Source organism: Ruminococcus sp. RTP21484sp1_RTP21277st1_D2_RTP21277_210401, assembly GCF_040924225.1.
Taxonomy (GTDB): Bacteria; Bacillota; Clostridia; order Lachnospirales; family Lachnospiraceae; genus Blautia_A; species Blautia_A faecis.
In genome coordinates, this window is sequence record NZ_JBCOMJ010000001.1 from 104503 (window position 1) to 130941 (window position 26439).

General features: G+C 36.3%; 17 protein-coding genes. All 17 read right to left on the reverse strand.

What is annotated here, in order from left to right; translation table 11 throughout:
• Window positions 1–34 precede the first annotated feature (34 nt).
• Complete coding sequence (locus tag AB5706_RS00540) at window positions 35–1981, reverse strand: bifunctional metallophosphatase/5'-nucleotidase (protein WP_173770932.1); 1947 nt, start codon at window positions 1979–1981, stop codon at window positions 35–37.
• A gap of 38 nt (window positions 1982–2019) precedes the next feature.
• The gene (locus AB5706_RS00545; protein ID WP_173770933.1) at window positions 2020–3318 is read right to left on the reverse strand and encodes a DUF2399 domain-containing protein; all 1299 of its coding nucleotides are present in this window, start codon (window positions 3316–3318) and stop codon (window positions 2020–2022) included.
• On the reverse strand, window positions 3296–7411 hold the full coding sequence (locus tag AB5706_RS00550) for a TIGR02680 family protein (protein WP_226814846.1): 4116 nt from the start codon (window positions 7409–7411) through the stop codon (window positions 3296–3298). Before AB5706_RS00550 ends, AB5706_RS00545 begins: the two co-directional genes overlap by 23 nt.
• Complete coding sequence (locus AB5706_RS00555; protein WP_173770934.1) at window positions 7401–8543, reverse strand: TIGR02678 family protein; 1143 nt, start codon at window positions 8541–8543, stop codon at window positions 7401–7403. The genes AB5706_RS00550 and AB5706_RS00555 overlap by 11 nt, the downstream gene beginning before the upstream one ends.
• Window positions 8543–10027 carry a TIGR02677 family protein gene (locus tag AB5706_RS00560; protein ID WP_173715796.1) on the reverse strand — a complete coding sequence of 495 codons (1485 nt, stop codon included), beginning with the start codon at window positions 10025–10027 and terminating at the stop codon, window positions 8543–8545. Before AB5706_RS00560 ends, AB5706_RS00555 begins: the two co-directional genes overlap by 1 nt.
• 502 nt (window positions 10028–10529) lie before the next feature.
• A complete protein-coding gene (locus AB5706_RS00565; protein WP_173770935.1) occupies window positions 10530–11114 on the reverse strand; it encodes a DUF6933 domain-containing protein in 585 nt (194 codons plus the stop codon).
• A 5-nt stretch (window positions 11115–11119) separates the two neighbouring features.
• Entirely contained in the window at window positions 11120–11443 is a 324-nt protein-coding gene (locus tag AB5706_RS00570) for a hypothetical protein (protein WP_173770936.1), read from the reverse strand.
• A gap of 234 nt (window positions 11444–11677) precedes the next feature.
• Window positions 11678–13129: an ATP-binding protein gene (locus AB5706_RS00575; protein WP_173770937.1), complete on the reverse strand. Its 1452-nt coding sequence runs from the start codon at window positions 13127–13129 to the stop codon at window positions 11678–11680.
• A 75-nt stretch (window positions 13130–13204) separates the two neighbouring features.
• Window positions 13205–13831 carry an HNH endonuclease gene (locus tag AB5706_RS00580; RefSeq protein WP_173770938.1) on the reverse strand — a complete coding sequence of 209 codons (627 nt, stop codon included), beginning with the start codon at window positions 13829–13831 and terminating at the stop codon, window positions 13205–13207.
• 4 nt (window positions 13832–13835) lie between these two features.
• Window positions 13836–14429, reverse strand: a complete 594-nt coding sequence (locus AB5706_RS00585) for a hypothetical protein (RefSeq protein ID WP_173770939.1) — start codon at window positions 14427–14429, stop codon at window positions 13836–13838.
• Window positions 14429–16564, reverse strand: coding sequence for a sensor histidine kinase (locus AB5706_RS00590; protein WP_173770940.1), 2136 nt, complete (start codon window positions 16562–16564; stop codon window positions 14429–14431). The genes AB5706_RS00585 and AB5706_RS00590 overlap by 1 nt, the downstream gene beginning before the upstream one ends.
• Window positions 16565–16576: 12 nt before the next feature.
• Window positions 16577–17992, reverse strand: coding sequence for an Eco57I restriction-modification methylase domain-containing protein (locus AB5706_RS00595; RefSeq protein WP_173770941.1), 1416 nt, complete (start codon window positions 17990–17992; stop codon window positions 16577–16579).
• Window positions 17993–18144: 152 nt separating this feature from the next.
• The gene (locus AB5706_RS00600; RefSeq protein WP_173770942.1) at window positions 18145–21279 is read right to left on the reverse strand and encodes a type I restriction endonuclease subunit R; all 3135 of its coding nucleotides are present in this window, start codon (window positions 21277–21279) and stop codon (window positions 18145–18147) included.
• Complete coding sequence (locus AB5706_RS00605) at window positions 21269–23197, reverse strand: hypothetical protein (protein WP_173770943.1); 1929 nt, start codon at window positions 23195–23197, stop codon at window positions 21269–21271. The genes AB5706_RS00600 and AB5706_RS00605 overlap by 11 nt, the downstream gene beginning before the upstream one ends.
• A gap of 3 nt (window positions 23198–23200) precedes the next feature.
• The gene (locus tag AB5706_RS00610; protein WP_173770944.1) at window positions 23201–24355 is read right to left on the reverse strand and encodes a restriction endonuclease subunit S; all 1155 of its coding nucleotides are present in this window, start codon (window positions 24353–24355) and stop codon (window positions 23201–23203) included.
• Complete coding sequence (locus tag AB5706_RS00615; protein ID WP_173770945.1) at window positions 24342–26213, reverse strand: class I SAM-dependent DNA methyltransferase; 1872 nt, start codon at window positions 26211–26213, stop codon at window positions 24342–24344. Before AB5706_RS00615 ends, AB5706_RS00610 begins: the two co-directional genes overlap by 14 nt.
• On the reverse strand, window positions 26206–26433 hold the full coding sequence (locus tag AB5706_RS00620; protein ID WP_173770946.1) for a helix-turn-helix domain-containing protein: 228 nt from the start codon (window positions 26431–26433) through the stop codon (window positions 26206–26208). The genes AB5706_RS00615 and AB5706_RS00620 overlap by 8 nt, the downstream gene beginning before the upstream one ends.
• Window positions 26434–26439: the final 6 nt, after the last annotated feature.

Below are 26439 nucleotides of genomic sequence, written 5' to 3' on the forward strand. Positions count from 1 at the left end.
TCAGATTTTATTCCCCCCCATTTCTGTGATAGTATCACATACTTTTCTTTTTTGCCTTGCGGACCAGTTTTCGGATCAGGACTACAATAAGAATAATAATTACAAGGAAGAGCAGGCAGATCAGCACGATCATTACTGAGAATCTATTGGGATTTTTCACCAGATCAATAATATTTGTGCTGTCATCTACAACCTTACGGTTATGAGTGACTGCATAATATTCCGGTACATTGGCAATTCCATCCCCGTCTATATCTTCAAAAGACTGCATATATCTTGCAATAGCATCCCACGCTTTCAATTCCCTGCCATCTTCCATGATTGCTTGATCTTCCAGATTTTCAATTGGATTTCCGTTCTTATCCTTTGGTTCAAGAGACAACAGACCATAGGACATTTTCATTACAGAGCCAAGCATTTGTCCTGTATACAAGTCAGTCACAACATGGTACAGTTTATCATCCTGAATTTCAATTCTTTCTCCATCTTCTCTGGTCAGATAACAGTCCGTCACCTTATTCAGAATCATTCGATGAGGATTATATGTAAAATTCAGTCCGCTGCAATACAATCTTGCAGTTGTCATAAAATCCGAAACAGAAGCGTCTACTTCTGCTGCCAGCTTCAATTCTTTTCCTGTCAGATATGCATTGATAAGAGGATATCCTGCCACACCGTCTTTTCCAATTCCCAGAGAAAAAGAATTGTAAACATCCTCTACTGTAATATTGCCTTTTGTATATGTGTCACGGACCGTTCCGCTTGGCACAACCGCTACGTCTACCGGATTCCCATCGTAATACTCTGAATTTTCCACAGCATATACATACGCATCAGACATAATATCGCCAAGATTCAGTTCTTCATGCTTTGTTCCCATCTCTTCCAGACTGTTAAATTCAATATCGTTCTGAGCCAGAACTTCATCCCTGGTGTACCCAAAATCTGCAAGATAATTGGTGTCTACTGTATCCATTAATTCATCAATCCGTTTCTGTGTTTCCTGATCCGGCTTGATCTCATCAGACACAGGAATCAGCTCATAGGAAGTCATTTCCCAACGCCCGTCCTCCTTCTGTGTCATTGAAAGTGATCCAAGGTTTCTCCCATACTCACCGCAGGATACAATATATGTATTCCCATGCTTAATGGCTTCATTCAGCTCTGTATGGGAATGTCCACTGATGATCAGATCCAGATCCGGCACCTTTTTTGCAAGGATTTCATCCTCTGACTTATCCTCGTCCTCCCAGGTTCCGCCGTGAGACACACATGCGATCATATCCACATTCTCGTTTTTCTTAATCTCAGCTACCGTCTGCTTTACTGCTTCTACCGGATCTTTAAACAGAAGTTCACATGTAGGCGCACATTCCAGGGCATCTTTTCCAAATACACCAACCACAGCAATTCTCGTATCACCCTTTTGAACCACAACATAATCTTTCACGCCGTACGCTTCAAACGCTTCTTTGATCTGCTTCTGCCCATCTTTTAAGCCATCTTTCTCCATAGCATCCCAATCCACATTGCACACTACGATCTCCGGCACTGTCTCACCGGAATTTATGGCTGCTTTCAGCATATTTGCCAGTCCCTTTGACCGGTAGTCGTATTCGTGATTTCCAAAAGTAGTCACATCATACCCCAGATATCCCAGCATTCGAAGCTCCGCTGCCTCCGTATCATATACGGTCTGGATCAGTGTACCCATGGAAAAATCTCCGCCATCCAATACCAGGGTATCTGGATTGTCTTTCTTCTTTTCATCCATCAGGGTTTTTATTTTCGCAAAACCGCCAACTTCTTTTTGCTGTCCATCTACAATTGTTGAAAAGCTGTCCAAATGGGAATGAGTATCATGGGTAAACAAAACGTCTACCTTTTTCGTCCCAGCTGCTGTCACAGGAATATCCAGTACAAGCAGAAGCAGTGTTGCAATTGTTAATACAATTGACAAAATTCGTTTCCGTGTCTTCATAACTTCTCCTTTTCATTCAAAAGATCTTCATCTGATTTCTATAGCATATCTTCTGCCAGCATCTCCTGATATCCGGCTGTCCTGTATTTTCCGATCAGCGCTGCCACCGGCTTTAACCTTTCATCCGTTATTCGTTCCAGTATTTTCAGCCGCTTAGGTGATATGACCTCTTTGGACCTGCATCTTTCGTAATCCGTGGCTTCCATATGCCAGTAATAAAATTCGCCCTTATAATACTGTGACAGTTTCTGTGCGATCAACACACCTTCCGGATCCAGATCTCCTGCATAATAAATCCGTGTTTCGGATTTTGCAAGTAAATCCAATGCCATCAAACCTGCCAGTCTTGGCTGACCGTTCATGCACATATATGCTTTTTCCTTATGATCTGTTTCTTCTTTTCCGCAAAGCATGGCAAAAACCGAAGGATTTTCCACAATATATATTTCATTTTGGGGACAATAGAGTGCATCCCATTCTGTAAGCACTGCAAGAGGAACCTGTACAATATGCTGTTCTTTCGCAAAACCTGCCATACCTTTATGATAATTTCCATCTTTTTTCACAGCCTGCACCTGATACAGCATGGTATAATTGGAAACATCATCCAGCATGATTCCTGCCAGCAGATAACTTTTCTGACGCTTATACGCAGGAAATATTGCAGATGTCTCTACTGTAATTCTTCGTATTTCCAAATCCATCTGTATGATCTGATATAAAAAATTCCCATCTGCTGTTCCAATATCAAACGCATGTGGATTGCCTGTCCGCATAGCTGCAAATACGGCAAGGTACATCTTTGTGCTGCGATATGGCAGATTGTTATAGATTTCTGCTCCAAGCCGCAGCATCTTGTCCCATTTGGCCAGTTCCTGACTCCCGTTGTCTTTCACAATGCTTCGCAACGATTCTAAGGCTGTCTCTACAGGAGTTCCTTCATAGTCTCTCTGAAAAATCTCCCATATACGCTCTTTTTCCTGTTCCCGTAAGGATTTTTGCTCCTGTCTTCCAAGCAGTGGCTCTTCAAAAAAATTCTCCAACAGGCATTCCGGCGTTATCTCTTTATATCTGCTTGTTTCCAGCGCCTGTCTGAATTTTTCTGAGGACACCGTTACACTTTTCTGACTGTGAAAAGATTTTCCAAAAAATCCTTCCAGTTCTTCAATATCTGTTGGTTTCAGATTCTTCAGAATTACTTTCCCACCAAACCTTCCGTAAGAAATATATTTCTCCCGGAAGCCTTTCAGAACCTTCTCCCAGACCGGGCTCAAGTGAAAATAAGCCAGACAGTCTTTCATTTTATTTTCAGATTTATACTCCTTCTGCCTGTCCAAGCTCTATTCCTCTCTGTTCAACTTCTTCCTCGTGTTCTAACAATTCTTTCCTGTGACCATTCCATAAATAAGGCATAACGGTTACAAATTTCGCATTTCCCGGACGGATTAACTGATAGATTGCCAATGCGTCCAACGTATCACAATCTCCCCACAGAACCTGTGAGTTAATAATAAAATCAAACCGGAATTCTGTCATCAGACGGAACATATCGCGAATATTTTTATTATCTACTCCGGCAAATGCCTCGTCCAGAGATATCAATCTCGGTGCATCTTCTCTTCCTCCCTGATACTTGGCCACAACTGCTGAAAACAGCGGTACATACATGGACATTGCCTTTTCTCCGCCACTGAAGGTTCCGAATACACTATTTGTCAGCTCCTTCTGACGTTCCCCGTTTTTCTGGGAAAACAGCTGGAATTCAAACCATTTACGGTAATCCAACGTATCCTTCATGATCTGATAGAAGGATATCATTCCCGCACTGTCTTTCGCATTTCTTCGTGCCTCTGCCACTTTGGAACGGAAATGGGCAGACAATCTGGCTGCCTCATCTTCACTCATCAGCCGATAATCTTTCTTCAGTAATTCTACCAGTTCTTTCGTATCCAGCTGGTCTTCCTGTTCTGCAGTCTTACTTCGCCATCTAAGGCTAAGCTTTAATCCGCTGGAGGTATTCATACCGTTCATCAGGGAATTCATTTTCTGTACCCATGTATTGGAACCGTTAATCTTTCCACGGATTTTTCTGCTTACCGTATTGGCAAGAATGTCTTCAAACAACTCCCGGTCTCCATCTTTGATCAGATTCTCCAGCTCTGTAATGTCTTCTTCAAGATGCAAAAGAAGACTGGCAAATGATATCTTTACGCCTTGATATCTGGCCGAAATGTCCAGTCGTTTTGCAGGAAATTCCGTTTGTTCTTCTTCCGTAAACAACTCATTCTGCATTAAATGATAGTCTGTAAGAAAGCCTCTGTTTTCAAAATATACCTTATTCAGATCGCGGATCACACTGTCTTTATCCAGCGCTTTTACATCTGATTCCAGATAACTTCTGATATGTGCGGCATCTTCCGGTATCTCTTTTGGTATTTCCACATAATGCAAAGCCTTTTCCATATCATAGCATTCTGAAAAATATTTCGTTTTCTTTTCATATTCTTCAATTTTCTTCTTGTTTTCGTCTAAACGCAGTGTCAGTTGTCCCACTTCGTCTTCTTCATGTGTCTGTCTGCTTACGCATACACGTAATTGCTCCGGATAATCCTGCAGCCAGTTAATACATGCATCAAGCCGTTCTTTAATTTCTTCGTAATCAGTCAGACGCAATTGTTCCTGAATGGAAGTCTGTTCTTCTGTCTTTCTCCTGATTTCTTTTTGAATTTCCTGCAGATCATACCGTATCTGTTCCATATCTGCATCCAGATCTTCCAGATGTTCTTTTCGCTCTCTCAGATACATCAGACTTCTAAGATACATTTCATGTGCAGCAATCAGGCTGATCAAATGCTTTCCATATTCTTCTGCTGCTTTTTTTGCTTCTTTAAATATATCATAAGAACAGGTCAGATATAGTGCTTCTGCAATTTCCAGTGCTTTCTTTTTCTTTTCTTTCAGTATCTCGGCCAGTTCACGGATCTGAAATTCCAGTTTATCACTCTCTCGCTTCAGCTGTTCGCACTCTCGTTCCTCGGCCTGCAGCATCCGAAGTGCTTCTCTCATATCTGTGTCTTTCGGAAGATTATCGTATTCTTTTCTGAGAATAACTTTTCTGTCAGACAGCTTTCTATGCAGTTCCTCCAGCTGCTGTAATGCAGTTTCCAACTCTGTGATTCTCTGTCTGCACTCTTCTATCTTTGCCTGTCTGTGTTTTTCACGGGCCTTTGTTCCAAGGAATCCTGCCTCATATTCTCCTGTTACAGTTCCGGCAAGCACTCCCATTCCGTAGGTTCCATCTTCTGCAACGGTAAACAAGCTCTCACTATCATATGCAATGCTTCCCAGGATTCCGGTGAGACGCTGATTGGAAAATATGTCATTCACTTCTTCATTCAGTTCCAATACATCCAACAGACTTCTGTCTGGCTGCAGATTCTTCTGACTGTTCTTGCAGATAAACAGATAATGATCTTCACATCCTTGTTCTGTTTTCAAAACCTGCTCTTTGTATTGCTCATCTATTACCAGTGCATCCAGAATTCCCATCTTTAATAAAGCTTCTTCCAAACGGTTACAGGCTTCTTCTTCCAGATTATCTCCAAATTCTATGACCTTGTAAAATTCCTGATATGGAATTCCAAGAGCATCCAGTCTCTTACGGTTACGTATAACTGCCTCTGAGCGTTCCGGCTGTGGTTCTTTCTGATTCTCCCATTCGGCCAGATCTGCCCTTACTTCTTCCAACTCTTTTTTTGTATTTTGGCTCTCTGTATCATTTACCGAAAGTTCAGATTCGATTTCCCCATTTTTCTTGATCCATACATCTGCAATCCTCTGACGAACCTCGGCAAAATCAGAGGATTCCTTATACGTTTCGGCAAATATACTTAATTCTCTTAATAATTCTTTTTCTAATGCCAGCTCCTGGTTTGCACCGTTCCACTGATACAATGCTTCTTTCCATTCATTCTGTGTCTGCACAAATACAGATTCCAGTTCTGACACTTTTCTCTGAAGAGTATCCAGTTCACGAATCCGTCTTTCTCTTTCTTTTATCAGATCATCCTTCTGTCTTTCCAGACGATCTGTCTCTGCCAGTATCTCTGTTCCCTCATTAATTTTTTCTTTTGTGTTATCAAATTGCTGCTGGTGTAAATTGAATTTGTATGGTTCTTCCGGATGTTTTTCCAGCTCTTCCTTCATAAATGCATGCTCTTCAAAGGCCATGGTATCAGCCTCATCCTGCATCTCTTCTATAAGCTCTTCCAGTTCTTTTTCTTTCTCATATTTCCTGTCTTCTTCTGTTTTAATCTGATTCTGTGCATCCTGATATTGAGTCTGTTTCTGCTCCAGGAATCTCTGCTTTTCTCCCAGGTTTTTCTGTTGTCCGTTTAATTCTGTAATCAGCTCCGCTTCTCTTCGCTTCAATGCTACCGCGTCGCTTTTGTTCAGAGATTCTTTCTCTTTCTCCATGGACTCACGTTTCACATCCAGATTCTGATGTTCTATTTTCAAGTCTTCTATCTTCTGTCTGCATTCACGTAGCTTTTTCTCCTGTTCATTTTGCCGCGTCCTTGCATTTTCCAAATTTAGTCCAGCCTGTTCGCAGCGTTCTGCTTTTTCATATAATAATTTCTGATTATATTTTGAAAATACTGCCTGGATTTTTTCTGCTGCCTGTCTGGCTTCTTTCCTGTTTTTCAGATTCATGGTCATGGTATCCATATTTTCAATGGCTTCCGACATAGGACGCAGGTCATCATCAGACAGAGGCTGAAGGGAATCACTTAAAATATCATTGATTACAGATGGCTTAAAATCCTTGGAAAGCTTCGGTGTACGCAGTTGAATCAGAAGATCTATCATTTCCTTATATTCTTCTGTTGTCTCAAATCCAAAAATCTGGCGGTTCACATACTCCATATAGTCAACCTGCCTGTCGATAACGCGGCCGCCATCCCCAATTCTGTTTTCCAGTTCTTTTTTTGAAAGTGTAACCTTTTCGCCTGAATCCTTATACAAAAAGAAATCCTTACCGATACGTCTTCCATCGGTCAGACTAAAATACCATTTATCCAGATTCTTTCCTCTTCTTGCGCGGATACCCATTCCGATGGTCAAATATGTATCACTGTTTTGTCTTTTAAGTTCCAGATACAGATAGCCTGTGCGTTCTTCACGTCCGTCATCTTCTTCCAGAAGATAGCTGCTCATCTTACGGTCCCTGGAGCCGAAGGGATCCAGTCGTTCCGGGCTCATATTTCCATCCAGAAGAAGAGGCACCACACTCTGCATAGTTACTGATTTTCCCGATCCGTTTGAACCTCGAAGGAGCATTCTTCCCTTCACAAACGGGAATTCCTGTTCGTCATAATACCAGAAATTAATCAGTCCGATCTTATTTGCCTGCCATCTGCTATTCATCATTTCTTCCTCCCATATAATCCTCCGGATAGCTTCCCTGTATTTTTCCGGTGAGCGGACATATTTTTATCTGATGAGCGAGTTCTTCTTTTCTTATGAACATCCACAACTCCATCTCATCCAACACACTTTTTACAAATTCCCCTTCCGGCATCTCGCGATAATTTTTCGAAAATCCACTTCCATATTCCTGTTTTATTTCTTTTATCATATTTTCAAATTCAATCTGATCTATAAGACAGGTTTCATCCAATCCGGTCTTCCATTGACCCTTCTCAATTTTCTTGCGTATTTCACGAAAACACAAAAGCAAAATATCGGATATGGAATTATTGCCGGGAAATACCGTTCCCATCCTGCAGTCGTCTCCGGATAGCAGATATGCACTTCCTTTATGAATGTGCACATGACAGTCAAATATCTGCTCCAGTTCTTCGCTTAATCTGCGTCCGTAATATTTCAGATATTCAAAATCCTCCGATGAGCCATCCGCTTTGTACATACCAGGTGCAAAAATCAGTCTTTTATAAACCCTGTGTCTTCTTGCAAAGCCTCGGTCTTCATCCACTTCAAACCAGTCACTTTCCTGAAAATCTTCCGGTTTCGTATATTCCATAATGTCTTTTGAAAAGCTCTTCATAAAATACCTGGATGCCCCTGTATTTTCATAAAGCACTTCTCCTCCTTCATCGTCCATGAATGCCTCGTCTTTTCCATCTGTAACTCCAATAAGCCCCTGATCTGCTGCAAATCTCATTACACGAATCAGCTTTCTTCTGTTCGTATACAATGTCCAGTCAGAGATTTCCCCAGGCAGATTTGCTGTAATATATTCCGTCAGCTGTGATATGATAAACTGCTCCTGTGCATCTCTGTCTTCCAGAAACATCAGCAGAATACAGAGATATGCATATTCTTCTTTTGAGGAAAATTTCTGGATCCCCATAAAGCTTTCCGGTATCACCGGAATCTTCTCCATCTTTATCAGAAGTGAATTGTCAATGATCTGGCAGCCCATTTTCTCTGTAGTAAATTTACGCAGTTCTCCAAGGGCATCTCTTAATTTATAATAGGTTTCCTTATCTCTGGATTTTAATACCCATCTTTTATTTAACAGGATCTCCAGTTCCTTCATCACGTTTCCTCCTGAAATACAATTGACAAATCAGGCATAGTAAAATTACCATCCAGACAATGCACAACACAGGTCTCATCTGCCCGGCTTCTGTCTAATATGTATCTTCTTCCATCATCCGTTCTTGCAGAAAAATCCGCAGATTCCATGGCATCCGACAGCCATTTCAAAAGGATCTCTCTGATTCTTGGTTCCAGCACCGGTAATTCTCCAAAATGAATCCTTCCATTTACTTCCAACGCCTGCAATTTTTCCATTTCTTCTCTCTGTTTTTCCAGCATTTTACGTCTTGTTTCCTGCTTTTGCTCTGCTGATTCGCGGATCGCACTTCTTCTGGATTTCTCCCTGTATGTACGTATCCTTGGCTTTAAACTGATTTCCATGGGTTGTTCTTCGTATACTCCGATATTCATGCTATCCGTTTCACGTACCAGATCTCCGGCAATATGCTGCGGGCACTCCATGCCAAATACCATTGCAGACATTTTGTGGGCTTCTTCCATATCCTGGCATTTCAAAAATAATTCTGCCACTTTGCGGTATTCTTCTTTTCTGTTAGCACCTAATGCATTCTTTTCACTTAACTGCGCTGCATATCTTGTGATCCTGCGAATAATATCATTTGTTGCATCAAAAAGCTTTCCCGCTTCATTCTCCTGACCTTCCTTTCCTACAAACCAGTCATAGATACTTTGATAACGGCCCTTTACTTTCTGCCAGATCATTTCCTTCGATACTTCCACATCCATTCGCGGTATCGACAATTCATAATCAACTACTTTTTCAAATACCTGATTTTTCATCTCTTCCTTCTGCATGCATAAGCTTTCTTCTATCACACCTACATTTCTCTGTAATCCCTTAATAAAGCTGCGCAGATATTCGATCAACCGGTCTTTAAACACCAGAAACTGTTTCGTATGCATCATTTCTTCTGCCCGCACACTGTTCAGATCTCTGATATAGTCCTGATAATTCTGATTCAGACGTACAAAATCATTATTCAGATCTGTCCACCAGGTATATACTTCATTTTTATCTCTTTCCACCATCTCCGGAAACCGTTCTATACCTCTTCGTATCCGCTCCAATAATGTGGGCTCTAAGGATGCACCTTCAATGAACAGGTTCTCAAGTCTAAGCACCAGACGTTCTATCTCTACACTATATTCCGTCATCTGATAGCGGTACTTTTTATTCTTAAATTCTTCAATCGATGCCACCTTTTTCGTATCCTGGATCGTATTCAGATTCTTCCATTCTGTCAACATTGTAAGATCCTGCTGACACTGCTCTGGTCTGTAATCTGCAAAAAAAGGATCCTTTATCATTTCTTCGTAAACCTCTTCCTGGTACAACCAGTATTTCAGTTTCTCGTAATGTTCAAAAAAAATACGCATAATACAGCGATATCTGCTTACATTATCTGCATTTAAATATTTCGCTTCTGTCAGTGGTTTGATTAATTTATCTGATACCTGCATGAGGCCTCTCCTTCTTTTTATACATGGGGTTACTTATATATAATGTCGGAGGCAAAAGTCCCCGACTACGATACTTGCGGATTGTTTCACCGATTACATTGTATCAAGACGTTGGCCAGTCGACCAGTCCTAATCTGTAAAAGCTGCTATTTTTTTGCACGAAAAGAGGCTGCAGGAATTCTATCCTACAGCCAATTTCGCTTTTTTGTTTATTTCACTTTTTTATTCGAACTCGCAGAGTCTGGTTTGATTCAGATTATTTCAATACAGTTATCTATACTATTGTGTATTGATAAACTGTATCTTTTCCACACATTATTTTTCGTTTCACACATTTTTAGTACCAATCCAGTACCATTGCTATATTGTCATTATTGTGTGTAGTTCTGGTGGCTTGCAGGTTTGTTTACTATTCACAGAATAATTTTCTGCTGACTTACTTGTCCACCTATGGAAATTATAATGTCCAAGCGATATTTCAGCAAGAAAAAATTTTGTTGTACTAGTCGTTAGTACCACGATTGTTTTCTATGTACTGAGCAAAATCAATTACCTTTGCTTGCTCTCTCTTAGCAGCAATCCCTAATCGTTCCATGTCTAATTTAAAAAGTTCACTCGGATATCCATACGCATCAAATCCCTCTGGCTGGCAAATATCTCTGTTCAGATACTCACTAAGTTCCCATTGATACTTTGCTTCTTTCTCCAGCTTCTTACCAAAATACTGTGCATCCATTACCATTCTGTTAATGCCACCAACCGATTTCCTACCATGAGTTTTGGTTACAGTTGTATCGCCTGACATTTTAAAATACTGCCCTATCTGTTCCTCGGAATATCCCATTTCCTGCATCACGCCATGAATCACACTGCGGATATACATTGTATAGTAATTCCAGTTTCTTGGTTCAATATCTGTCATTGCTATTGTATAACGATTACTGGCATTCACAATAAACAAAACATTTCTTCCTTTTATTTTCGTCAAATGTGTGTCCCAGCAGAACACAAGTGAAGCACCTTTGCTTTCTTCAATCTTTGTTGTTTTTAGTCGATCTTGAACTGCTTTTGTTGCACCAATCTCCATATGTATCACCTGCTCATCTCAAGTATTCTTTTTACTTCATTCTGTAATTCATCACTAAAGTCTGATAAATCATCATATGTAATTACTTTCAGTCTAATGAGACGAACAATATCCCATATTGCCTCTGATTTACTCATCTCCATGATAACACCCGGATGGCGCTTATCTTCTTTTATCCGTTTTTCAAGTTCCCAGAATCTTTCTGATGCAGGCTTTTTATCATCATTCAGAAAATTTGCATACTCTTTAACAAGACCTTCCATATAATTTTCCTGCCATCCTGATAATCTTTCTCGAAATAATTTCCAATCTTTTTTGCTTATGTCCATGATTTTAAACCTCCTCAGCCTCATGTTAGTCTCAACAAACAGTGTCAAAAATGAGACTGACTTGAGACTGTACTCATACAATTCAACCACCAATGCCGATTTTATCGCTTTTCTGCCATATTATGTAGTCTCACCAAGTCTCAAATATCATGAGACTTCGTTGAGACTAACTCTGGAATATCCTTGAGTAAAAGTTTGGGTGTTACATTGAGTGCCAAATTTACTGTCATTTACTTACCTAATTTTCCATTTTCCACCATTATCTGGACCTTTTCGTTCTATGATACCTTTATCCTTTAATTCTGATATATATCTAGCAATTGTTCTATCTGTAACATCTAATGCTATTCTTAATTCATCAATAGAAATATTCGGGTTCTCCGAAATCATTTTCAGAATCTCATATGCTTTAGCAAGCTTCTTCTTAGAATACTCTGGCATTAACTTCTTAATTTTTTCTTCCGAAATTTCTATGACATTTTCTATGACATTTTCTATGACATTTTCATTTGCCTGTGCTGCATAACTAGAACCATAATTCAGATTATACAAAGTCAATGTAAAATCATCATTATCTGCATCAAAGACAGGCATCTTGGACTCATCAAATTCAACCTGCCCCTCGTAATCTGCCAATATTTTCTTAAATCCACTACCTCTACGCTCCATGTACTTCAAGCGGCTGAATATATCAGCTAATATCGGATTTCTTCGCTTTGATGGAATTTTCAATAAATCTTTTCCCTCTAAAGATATTCCGCTTACCATTCCACCCGGTGAATATATTTCAATTCTGTCATCAAACATATCTATATGGACTTCGCTGCCTATCTCCATATAATTTCTATGAATCAATGCATTTACTACCCCTTCAAGCACTGCACGATCCGGATAATCAGGCATTTCAATTCTGCCGTCATCAACCTTACGCCATGCTTTCTTGGAATTATTTCTGACAAAATCTGTTCCTGCCTGTAATAGTGTGACAAGACTTCCCGTATATTCCTTATCATCAAGTGCATCTACAATTCCAGATGCCTTCGTAAGTCCATTCCATCTTGTGCAAAATAATCTGGAATGGCGAACCGGAGATTCATCCGCTAAAAGTGCTCCTGCATTCGTCAGATTTCCTTTTTCATCAACCAAACCAAAAGATTCATAATCTGTATCTTCAAATGCATTTCCAGTTCTTTGCTTATATACCGATTTTAATTTTGTGAAAGACATATTGCCAAAATCGTATCTTGACTTCAGACTATCATAACTTTCACCACTTCCACGAAGTACCAACTCTCTTAACTGTGAAGGTGTCGCCGGAACACTTTCATTTCCAATACGCATAAATGCAATAAGTTGTCCATCGCCTTCATAATAGCATGGTGTCTGCTGCCCTTTCATAACTTCTACGATAACAAATGTCTTGTCTTTATCTTTTTCAAATGAAAGCTTAAACTCTGGTATAGGATTAAGGTGTGTTTTAATTATTTCACTAATTTTCTCTGCATCACCTTCAGCATCCGAAAGACCAACCAACACATCATCGTTTGCCACACCAAATACCAGCCTACCACCATAACAATTTGCAAATGCACTTATACTCTTGCACCAGCTTTTAGGTTTCTTTATCTCAAGTGCAACCTTTTTATCGTAATCTGTGGCTTCGCCGATTAGCTGCTTTATGTCCATGAATTCACTTCCTTCTTTGCAAAAATTTTTCTGCGTAATATTGCATAAATAAAACATTATGATTAGAACTTTATTTTACATAATATTTCTCTTTTCCCTTATTATATCCAATATTTTTCCAAGTCCGACATATAAATCACTATTGTCTTCACAATACCTCTGCAATCCAATTATATTCATTATTAAATAATCCAGCCTATGTAATTCAGATCCCAAACAAAGCTTATTATAAAACCCTTCTATAGTTGTATTTTCTTTAAACTCATCATTTATCCGAATATAATATTTGTCATCTCTTATAAATACATTCTTAATTTTTTCTCCATCCGGATTCAATGTATCCATTTCTTCCTTTTCAATCCAAAATGAATTTTTATTATGATTACAGTCATGACATGATAAGATTAAATTTTCCATATAACCTGCATCTTTTTTTGTAGCAAATATAGGAGCTTTTTCATATAAAAAATGATCTATTTCAAATTCAGTCTTTTTTATCAAATCAATTGAAGCTCCACAATATGCACATTTCCCATTATATGCTTTAATAAATTCCAACTTAAATTTCTGAGAATTATCACTAATATATCTATGCATATCTTTTGCATTAGGGTGCTCTATTTCAACTAATTTTTCTACTTCTTTCTTTTTTTGTGACACATCAATTAATTCTGGACAATACTTTGTTCTTCTGTAGTCCATATTCCTATCCCTCTACTTTTGTCTGCAACTCTTGAAACATTTTTATCACATCATCAATATCATTCTTAGTAAATTCATCAAATTTTCCTTGACCATTAACTGAATTCACTATTTTTTCGACCATAACTTTTTCCCAGCTAGTATTCTTTTGCAATTCTGAGGTAATTTTTCTAACTTCAAAAATATTTCTAATACATTGGTCCAATATTAGGGGAAGCTTTTCATCATAATATTCCACTGGCGTCTTTCCGCATTTAGGATCATATTTAGAAATTGTTTCATAATCTGGGGCGATTTCATTTTGCGTAATAACAATCACCTCTATAAACGGAAAATATTTTTTTAGAATAATTTTAAATTCTTCTCCTGTAAACTTTCCTGCTATTGCTGTTCTATTTTCAAATAATTTTGAGTCTATAAAAATTATATTTGCTGATTTAACATCCGGATTATTAATCAAACTCTCGTATCCTGCATCTGGATTGAATTTAATATCTAAAGATTCAACATTACAACTCGAATTCTTATATTTATCCAAATATTTGGATAATGAAGTCTCCGGATAATCATCTATATATATAATTTTTAAGTTTTCCATTATATTTTTCCTCCTATAGTGAATTCTATTTCAAATCCCTTTTCCCCACCTATTTTCTGTATTTCTCCCCCTGACATTGTACATGTATTATTTACAATCCACATTCCGAGACCATGCCCGTTAGTTCTTGTAGTTTCATGTACCTCTAATATTTTCATCGGATCCGTTTTATACTTATCATCAAGTCCTTTTCCATTATCACAATATTTAATATTTAAAAATCCATTAGCCTCATTTATAAATATGGTGATCATTAGTTTTTGCGTATTTTCATTTTGCTGCACACTATTTAAAATCAGATTATCAAAAATAACCTGCAATATATCTTCTGAAATCTGATAAACAATATCTTCATCCATTATAATTTCAATACTAAGCCATGCGTAATCTCTTTCCCACACTTTTTTTATAACAGTTAAGATATCTGCTATACTCTGGTACCTAATCTCAAACTGTTTTTTTTCTATTTCTTCCAACATAGTGTCCATGAATGTCACCAATTTTCTTCCAACAACATCATTACTTTCCAACAAATAAGGTACATTTTTATAAGATTTTCTCGTTTTTTCAGAAGAATTCAATTCATCCCACATACCATATTCTTTTAATGCATCTACTATATTATTGTAATTATCATATATGGCATTTCTATCATTTTTCATTTCATGTGCAATGGATGAAGCTTTTAATCCCGTTGTTGCTAATACATTTAAAATTCTTACATCATATTTATATCTAGCCTCTACCGCTTCTTTATCTTTCTGATATTGTTTTCCCTCCTTTTTATAACTTTTGATTTCTGTTGCTAATTGCTTTGCTTCTTCCTTTGTTAAACCACTAACAGATGTCGGTCGGTTTAATACTCGATCAGAAATAGGTGTTGCTTTTTGCCCATCTATCTGATTCTTAGCATTTATTTTTCTAACAATATTTTGTCTATACCTTTCAAATTCTTTAATGCCTACTAATATTATTTCAACAAATAACTGATAATAAATATTTTCATCTAAGCCTTGGCGGTTAGCCATATCCTGAAGCACAGCATTCTTCTTTTTATCTATCATGACATAACCTGCCATCTGATTTTCTCTCACACGCCATGCACCCGTTGGATGAGAAGCTGCCGCAGGGGATTTTCTAGATCTTTTTCCAAGTCCTAACCAATCTTTCCTTCCTTCATATGAAGATATACTAAATGCATTCCTATATAATATTATTCCACTTTCAATATTTTTAGGTGTGTTTAAATACTTGTATAAAAATTTCTCTTTTTCATCTTTTGATGTGGAAATATTAAAGTATAAATTTGCTGAAAATTCGCCAATATCATTAACCACTGTTTGTATATCAGCATCTAAAAGCTCCGTAATTTTGTTTCCTTTCAACTCATTAACAATATCCGTTTTCGTTTCATATTTTTTTATATCAATCCCTGAACAATATTTTAAAGCCTCATTTTCGAACTCATCTGACTCTACTGATGTCACTAAGATTCCTTGGTTATACTTTAAAACAATATTACTTCTACAATTGATTCCGACTTCTGCTTTAGGAAAATGTTCAACTACAATTTCATCATAATTATCTGAAATGATTCTTATCTCCATAGATGTATCATGATAAGTTCTTTCTAAGTACTTATTTAAATTTTCTATGCGTTTTTTATTCCACTTTTCCCTTAATCCTATTATTTCTATATCTGTTCCTTTAGTGTGAATGTCATAGTTCTCATCTAAAACAGATGTATTCCAATCTGTTTTCCAAATTACACCAACAGAATCTATTTTTTTTGATTTCAAACGTACTCTATACCCTAGTCTCGATAATGCAAATCTTCCAACACCTTTCGAACCAGCTTGAATTCTTTTTTTATTATTTTCATCTATTATTTCATATTCTTTGCTACTTTTACCTATATGCATCCAATGTTTTTTTATATCGTCTGCATTCATGCCAATGCCATTATCTTCAAATCGAAGTGTGTCATTCTGAAATGTAATTTTTAAATTCAAGGCATTAGCATCATATGCATTCTTAACTAATTCAAGTATTGCAGCCTCATCTGTAGAAAAATTCTGTACACCTAACAATTCCGCTATCGTACTATCTTCTATAACATATTTTAATTCTTCCACTCAAGCCACCTCCTAAAACATATAATTCTCAATATCCTTCGATGTTATTCTCACCGATTTGCCACTTATAGGTATTCCAATTTTAAAAACATACTCTTTAAATTCGTCGCTTCTAAGTATTCTCATTGCATCTGTCAATGTATATTCATTATTATCTTCCTTTTGCACGATATACATTCCCGCATATGGTATACATTCCTGCTCTAATTCATATACGTCTACATCATTTGTCACAACTGTTGAAATCAGAAGTTTTTGTCTATTCAAGCCACTCAGGGCTTGTGAGCGACCATACTCATACCATTTTGCATTATTATCACTTTGCCTTTTATCTAAATCATCACGAAACTCATTAAGATACGCCGTAGCCCCAGGAAATAATCGTTCAAACTCACCATCATCATAATGTACTAACTCATTTTCGTCATATGTATACGGAAAAATAATTTTTTCATGTTTAATATATCTAAGCGTTCGAGGTGTTTCAGTATTTCTTACTACTTCTCTTTCAATAGTATGATTACCACAAACATAGCCATTATCCACTTCGGTATATGCCCCGTCTGACAGAACATATGCTTTATTTAGAAGTGTTGCCACAACATGTGACACCTTAAAATAATCCCCAAATCGATGTTGTCCCACTTCATTCTCATCTGCAAAAAACCACTTTTCATCTAGTTGAGCAATAGGTATATCTATCGCATTTTCCATACTCATGTCCTGATAATGCAAAAGCTCCTGCTGACGTTGTTTGTCTAACACCATAATGGATGACTTAACTAATGCCTTATCAAATATTTTAACTTGTTTGTAATCCTTTATTTTGGCAATGTACGGACTCATAAAAATCCTCAGATTATGTCCAAATACAGTCTTATAAATACTACTTGGAATAAGATAAGACATTTTCCCGTTATCTGCTAATGAATTAATACTTTTCTCTATAAATGCATAGCAATAATCAAATTTTCCTTTGACACATGTAGAGAAATTACTCTTTACAAACAGCTGTTCCTCCTCTTTCAATTCACTGTATGTAATATAAGGAGGATTTCCAACAATATATTGAAATTTAATAGTAGTATTCCACTTCAAATAATCTGCATTTATCACTTTCCAATCAACTTTGTCAATATCGTTACGTTTTAATACTTTATCTAAATTATCAATACACTTTTTATACTGTTCTTCATCAATCTCGATTCCATATATGTCTTTTGCTAATCCATTCTTTATTCTTGTTCTAGACAAACCATTTTCCTTACAATCATCAATATACCTTTGAACTACCGCAACCAGGATGTTGCCATCGCCACAGGAATTCTCTAGTATTTTTTTTCCATATAAATTATGGGTATAACCCACACTATCTAGTAATTCTATTACATAATTTTCAGGCGTAAATACCTGGCACTTCTTGTTCATAGTTTTCTCTTCACTTTCTCTATTCTTCCTTGCTCAATATTCATATCTGATTGAATGGTATTTCTTCCTTAATGGCAGAGCTTAAATTATCGTAATTATCAAATAGTTCTTTACTAGCATCGGTAGCGTCATATGTATAATCACCGACAATTTTACGCCACCTCTTTATACCTCATAAACACATACTCATAAATTTTCTGTCTGTATGCAAATATTTCATTATCAGAATAACTCTCTGGTAACTCTTCCCAGAGAATTGCTCCTATATATGTTTCTATGTCATCCCTTGTTTCCTGTTTCTCTGTCCAATGGTCAAGTTCAGATATCTTTGCTTTTATCTTTTCCAGCAAGTCTACCGCAACTTTCTTTATTTTATTGATATCTTCTTTTGAAAGATTTTCATTGAAAAGCATATCATACAATGACAGTTCCTCATCACTTGTAAAGCCTTCTCTGACATAACGCTTTTCTTCCTGATTCATGGAATTAGCCAGATTCATCAAGTCCATAAATGTTTTTTCAATGATTGCTCTGTCCTGCTCATTATTATATTCATCAATGATTGTCTGATATCTTTCATAATAATCCACACGACTTGGATTTTCTTTGAGCATGCTGTCTAATCTTGTTTGAATTAGTTCATCCAAATCCGTAATAAGCAGATTCTTTTTCTTTGTCTTTGCAAACTCTCTTCGAAGCAAATCAAAATCTATTCTACTAATATCGAAACGCTTGGCTATGTCGTTATTATTAGATTCCTGTTCAATCATTATATATTCACCCAGAATCCCATTAATCTGAACCATCAAATCGACATTGTCAACATGCCTCTTCTTTTTCTTTAGTTCATCAGCTATTGCTATGAGTGCATCTTTTCTATCTCTATCCACATCTGATATATCATCTCTATCGAGATACTTCATCATTCGGTTGATTTCATTTGCATATGTCGTAAACTGCTTGCGTGATTCTCGGCTATCAGAAACAGCATTTGCTGCTGTCTGTAGTAATGCTAATTTTGAAAAGTCTTTTGCCTTAATCAAATCTTCCAACTCAAAATTTCTGCTACATAAAAATTCTATAGCTGCTGATATAGTTCCCAGCACGTGCTCTATAAGTTCTTCCTTATCTATTGTTGGATCAGTCTCTCTTCCTCCAACATTTGCTGTATAATCTGCAAGTGCTTTACGAAGTGCCTTTACTATGCCAATATAGTCAATAATAAGTCCGTTACTCTTGCCCTCTGCCACACGATTAGCTCTTGCTATTGTCTGCATGAGAGTATGTGCTTTCAATGGCTTATCAAGATATAAGCATGATAAGCACTTTACATCAAATCCTGTAAGCCACATAGCACATACAAACACTACACGAAGTGGATTATCTTTATCCTTAAACTCCTTATCGAGTTCTCTTTTCTCCATCTTCTCACGATGTGGTTTTATATCAAGATTCCATTTTTTAAATGTCTGAATCTCATTCTGCTCCTGAGAAATAACAACTGCCATTTCAGTTTCTTTCATCCATTTAATCTTGCGTTCCAGTTCCTGTGCTTCCTGCTGTGATACTTTTGATTTTATGCCTTCTAATCGTTTAATTTCTTCTTTCCAATAATCCTGCACAAGGTTATACATACGAACACAAGTCACTTTATTCAGACACACGAACATAGCCTTACCGCTTGTCCACAAATCCGAATAATGCGAAACAAAATCTTTTGCTACTGACTGAAGTCTTTGCGGTGCTGTCATAATATGAATTTCTTTCTTAAATTCATGCTCCAGCTTTTCTGTCTGGTCTGGATCTAAATCTGCTGCCTCAATCGCATCCAATATCTCATCCGTAATATCCGGATTATCTAAATCCAAAATCTTCTCTCCACGATTCTCATAATACAACGGAACTGTTGCTTTATCCTCAACTGCTCTCTTAAAATCATAGATAGAGATATATCCACCAAATGTTCTCTCTGTAATATTGTCATTCGATAATAATGGCGTTCCAGTAAAACCAATACGTGCGGCTGTAGGCAGCAAATTCATCATATTATCTGCAAATATTCCATACTGACTCCTATGTGCTTCATCGGACATTATAATAATGTCATGATCTGGTATAATTGACTGTACATCTTTCTTATTAAATTTCTGAATCAAAGTAAATATAAAGCTAGGATTTCCTTGCAATTTTGTTATAAGGTCATCACCACTCGTAGCAATATACTTTGCAGCCTTTGTTTTTCCAAGTAATCCACAATTTTCAAAAGTATCGCTAATCTGTGTATTTAACTCATCCCTGTCTGTCAAAATCACAATCGTTGGAGAACCTGCAAATTTTCGCCTAATTTTCTGTGATAAAAATACCATAGAATAACTTTTACCAGAACCTTGTGTATGCCAGAACACACCAAGTTTTCCATTATTCAATTTGCGTGCTTCATACGCCTTAACAGCCTCATTTACACCCAAATACTGGTGATTTCGTGCTAGAATCTTTACTGTTTTTCCATCTGAATGGTCAAATAATATGAAATTTTCCAACAAATCAAGAAAGTTATCCTTTTTGCATATACCTCTAAGCATCGTTTCAAGTGCAACATTACCTTCTTCCTGCTCAGACAATCTTTTCCACTCATGAAAAAATTCATATTTGCTACCTAATGTTCCCACTTTAGCCTCTGTTCCATTGGACAAGATAAGAAATGCATTATAATAAAACAGATGCGGTATTGTATCAAGATAGTCTGTATAGTTATCTGTGTATGCATTCTGCACATCTACAGAGTTCTTCTTCAATTCTATAAAAAGAAGAGGTATTCCATTTACAAACCCCACAATATCTGTGCGTCTCCGATAAAGATCTCCATGTATTTTCATTTCCTTAATAGCAAGGAAATCATTATTCTCTGTATTTGTAAAATCAATTACAATTGCCTTCTTTTCCTCACTCTGACCATTCGGCTTTTTCACTTTCACTGGAATACCATCTCTTATGTGTCTATACTTTTCCTCATTTATCTGCATAAGAGAAGCTGATGACATATGACTTTCAAATGTTTTTATAGCATCTTCAAGTAATGCTGGAGTAAGCCATGGATTGAGTTTTAAAAGTGCCTCCTTGAGATATTTCACAAGAAGGATTTTCTTATATGATTTCCTGCCAAATGTGCCAGTTTCACCCAGAACTTCTGTGTTATAGGCAAGTTCTACACGCCAACCAAATTCATCTTCAAGAAGGTGACCAGCACTTTCCTGTACTAATATATTTTCAGAATAATCATAGCTCATAATAATCTCCTCCTTCCTTTATCTCATCATAAATACAACAATCATCATTTATTTTAATAATCAACAAAATCATTATCTTTAATAACGTATAATAATCCGCTATCATTATATTGTTATCTGGCACAATAGAATCATGGATATAGCGATTTCTAATAGCTTTTCCATCACTAAACTCAGAATTATTCAATATATAATCAAAATATTTATATTCAGGTTTCGACAACAGTTTATCATCTACATAAATATCACCATTTTTAATCAATTGTTTTAATAATGGTGATTTTATATGTTGTAATGAAATAACTTCTTTTTCGTAAAACTCATGTAAAATAAATACTCTTTCCTTGTTATAATTAATAACATTATCTTCAATATATATTGACCCTTTTTCGATTAACCAATTTAGTGATGCTATGTTATATGGTTCACATTCTGACAATTTTATATCTTCATTTGATATAAGCTTAATAAGAGAGTCATATTTTGATTTTGTTTTTTCGGTATACCCAAGCATGCTCTGCGATGAAAAAAACATATTCATCTCTTTAATAAGTTCACTATTTATAACATAACAATATTTATTTTTTATTCGACTTGGGATATCTTTTATTCTTGGTGAATCTGTTATATATTTAAAAAGCTCAAGATCAATTTCTCCATCATCGCACAACATTTTATACTTACTTAGTACTCCATCTATACCTGATGCAAGAGTTTTACATTTACTAAGTATGCTATCAGCTGGGTTTGGCATATTACATGTATAATCTTTAATATCAAATTCCTGTAATAAATAGGTCTCAAAAAACCACTTTATAATGTCTTCAATGTTGATATCAAGTTTAATCAATTGTTCAACATAACCCCTCATTTGGATATCAGATAAAGATTCTAACATATCAAATGCTACATCCTTTTTGTACATTCCAACACCTCTAACTTCAAAAATCTCCGTAAGAGGATGTCTTTCTCCATGACTTGAAACGCATGTGAGTCTTGCTTGACTATCTATGTATTCGAATAAATATATGAAGTTGTTTAGCAATGTTGGGTAATCAGTATTATCCTTTACCCATCCTGTGTCATACTCTAGAATCCATTTACTATTTTCAATTTGGATATTCTTAACATTTTCAAATGGACCAAAAGTAACACCAAAACCATAGTTATGAAAAATCGCCGATTTATTATTCTCCCAAAATTCGTTATTCCTCTTGTCCGCCATTTTTTTCATTTTCGGAGTAATCGGTAACTCTTTTGTATATTTAGCATTTAAAATAAGTTTCATAAAATTCGGGTTAATATCATCACTTTTAAGATAATCTTCGATAAGTTTTACCCTTTTCTCAATAGTAAAATGTCTTGGAATATATACCTGTATTTTTTTATCATGTTCTTCTAAATAATAAGAAACTACAAATTGCAACCCATATTGTTGTTCCTCTAGCAATATAGTTATCTCTTCATCAAAGTACTCTACAAATGACTTATCCTGTAGTATATTATAAGTATTCCAACGCAGTCCTTTTAGCACATCACATATTCTATTCTTAGAAATACACTTGTAGATATTAAACTTATAAAAGAAATTTATAAAATCATCCCAATATCCCACATAACAATTATTAAAAGTATCAACCACATTTTCTTCTGTTATCTGTTTAAATCTCTCATAAACTACAGTATTTAAATTCAATGTTTTCGCTTTATATCTCTGATATTTTTCTTCTGACCAATCCGGAATGTCTGTAACTTTCTCAAAAAATAATTTTGTATGATAAAGTTCAATCACTCTATTAATATCAGCTAACTCTATCTGATTTTGAACATAAGAATCCAAGATAGCAGTCACCTTTTGTTCATCAGCACGATAACAAAATCTAGCGTTGAAGTAATCTTTATGTTCAAAATCATTCATTATTTATACCTCCACTTCTCCACTCATCAATCTTGGTAATAATCGGTCACGAGCTTCTAAAAGTAAAACATTTTGATTCAACAAACTCTGCCTTTTATCAAAATAATTCTGAAATGGAACATATAGTTCATCTGGTCCAACTAACAAATCAATAGCATCTATATGTTTCTTTCCTAAATGTGATACTGTAGCACCTACTATTGTCTTCTCATAATATTTTATTGGTTTACGAATTGCCCATAATAACCACCCTTGCATTTCTTTTTTCTTAGGGCGAAAACAGCATGTACGTTGCACTAAGTATGCATTATCACCAGACCAAGAATTAATATGAAATTCCCCATCCATTCCAACTATAATATCGCCATTACCTATTAAATATTTTTCTTCTGTTTCTTCTGTCGTATAGTCCGAAGTGATTCCTGCTGGAATATTTCTTATTCGAACAATTGGTATACCTTTTTTCATATCATTAAACTTTGAACCATCAAAGGCATAACCATATTGAATATCTGCAATATCTACCAATCTTTTTCGTTTCCAACCTTCTGGCACCCCGTCAATTATCTCTGTATTCTCATATCTCGGAAAGTGTAAATCTACAAACCATTCTCTGTACAGACGTTCTGCTGCTTCTTCCAATAATTTAATTTGTTTTTTGTTGTTCTCAATCAAATCATCGTATGAAGATAATATTTCAGCAATTCTTTCTTGTATTTCAATTTTAGGAAGATTCACTGGCATATTTCTTATTATTGGAATATTCACATGCGCTACTGTTGCCCCATTTGCTGTTCCTAACAATTCATACTGTTGCTTTGGTGCTAATATATAGTACGCCAAAAATTGAGGGCACACTTTTTTCTTATCTGGTCGAATCAATACAGTTCTTTGCCCCAAACATACTTCTTGTCCTGCACGTATTATTGCTGCATTTCCTGCCGGTGCTTCTCTAGCAAAAATAATGTCATCTTTTTGCGGAACAGCCCTTATATTTCTTTTATCATATGTAGCTTTAGATACCCGCTGAACTCCATCTAAAATCAATCGTCCTCTTCCAACATTTGGTGTTCTTATTATAGGATATCCTTCTCCTTCATTAGGTGCTGTTGAATGAGGACAATCTACTATAAATTCACATATATCATTCAATACCATCACCTAACATCTCCTTCATATTCTGTGAGATAGTATTCATCAAATTATTTGATTCTGCCTGCAATGCTAAAAGTTCTCGATGTATTTCTGTCATTCGCTCTTCAAAATCCACACCATCATCTTCCACAGGTGCTACACCAACATAGGCACCCGGAGTGAGAGACCACCCCTTTTCTTCAATGCTGATTCCATCTTTATCATCATATTGGGCGTCATTTGTTGTATATGCGACTTTACATAATCCAAGGATATCGTGATACTCTCCTTCTCCAAACTTTTCATATAACCAATTAGCTTCTTTTGCTATTGTAAGTCTTTCTGCAAGTTCAGAAATTCTATCATCGTATTCAGTCTGGAATTTTTTCTTTTCTCGCTTATCTGCTGCCTCAACTGCTGTTTTGGCTTCTGCACGAAGTTCCTTTAATCTTTCAGTCAAATCATGAACCTGTTCATCAAATAATTTGTCACTTCCAAGTGCATTTTTATATTCATAAAACAATGCTGTATATTTTTCGTTTTCTCCACGATATAACCAAACAATAGCATTCAGATTTTTAAGCTGCCACTCTGACCATTCATTCAGCGTACGATCAACCACTGTATAATAGTTTCTCGCATCAATAAAGAGAACTTTATTCTTCAATTCTTTCTTTTTGCCTTTATCAAAAAACCATAATGAACATGGAAGGCTCTTTGTATAGAAGAAATTGTTGCCTACACTTATCATCACATCTACATGACCTGTTTTAACAAGTTTTTCTCTTATATCCTTATCGCTTCCCTGACTATCTGTTGCAGATGAAGCCATTACAAATCCAGCTCTGCCCTTTTCGTTAAGATAAGCATAAAAGTACGAAATCCATAGATAATTTGCGTTTCCAATTTCTTTATACTTGTTTTCTTTCGGGCATCCAAACGGAAGTCTTCCCGCATTGGATGTTGATTCTGCCTTTACCTTGTCCACATTGAATGGTGGATTTGCCATTACATAGTCACAGCAGCCTTCAAGGTTATGAGCATCATGATAAAATGTATTCGCTTCATCACCAGATTTTATTACCCCTGTAAGTCCATGAACTGCCATATTCATAAGACAAAGCTGCGCATTATATTCCACTTTCTCCTGTCCATAAAATGTCATACTACTATTTGCTTGCAAACCAGCTTCATTTACAAAGTCGCCTGTCTGTACAAACATTCCACCAGAACCACATGCTGGATCTAGAAGCACTCCTGATGTCGGCTCTAATATATTAACTATCATTTTTACCAAAGATTTTGGCGTAAAGAATACTCCGTCATCCGAAGCTATATTTTTTGCAAATTTATTAAGGAAATACTCATAAATCCTACCTATTACATCTCCACCAACTTCATCAAGTGCGTTGTTATTGAATATGCGAAGCAGCTCTCCCAGCAGTTCATCGGAAAAATCCGTATAACTTTTCGGCAATACACCTGCTAACTGTTCACTTTGCTGTTCTACAAGTTCCATAGCATTGTTTACTACCTCACCCAGACTATTCATTGCCTGTCCAGCAATATTTTTCAAATCAGCTGATGCTATATTTTCAGGAAGATTCACAAGATAATCATACTGTGCTTCTCTTGGCAAAAACAGTGCACTTTTAGCAGAAAAATCCTTGGCTTCTACAGGCATTTTTCTGCCATTACGCATTGGTCTATCCTTTAATATCTCTGCTTCCACCAATTTAAATCGACTATACGCATATCTTAAAAAGAGTAATCCCAGCACCGGCATACAATACTGGTTTGATGTCAGTTTAGAACCTGCTCTTAGTAAATCTGCTGATTCCCATAAATCAGCTTCTAACTTCTTTATACTTCTGTTATCCATTATTTTTCTCCTGTTTTTCTATATCTACAATCTGAACAACATCACCGATATCACATTGAAGCACTTCACATATTTTTTCTATAACTGTCAATGTGACTGGCTCGTTATTCGTCATTTTTGCCATTGTTCCCTTACTAATCTTTGCCTTGCTACATAAGGCACCTTTATTCATTTCCTTATCAATCAAAATTTTCCAAAGATTATTATACGAAATTGTCATACCACA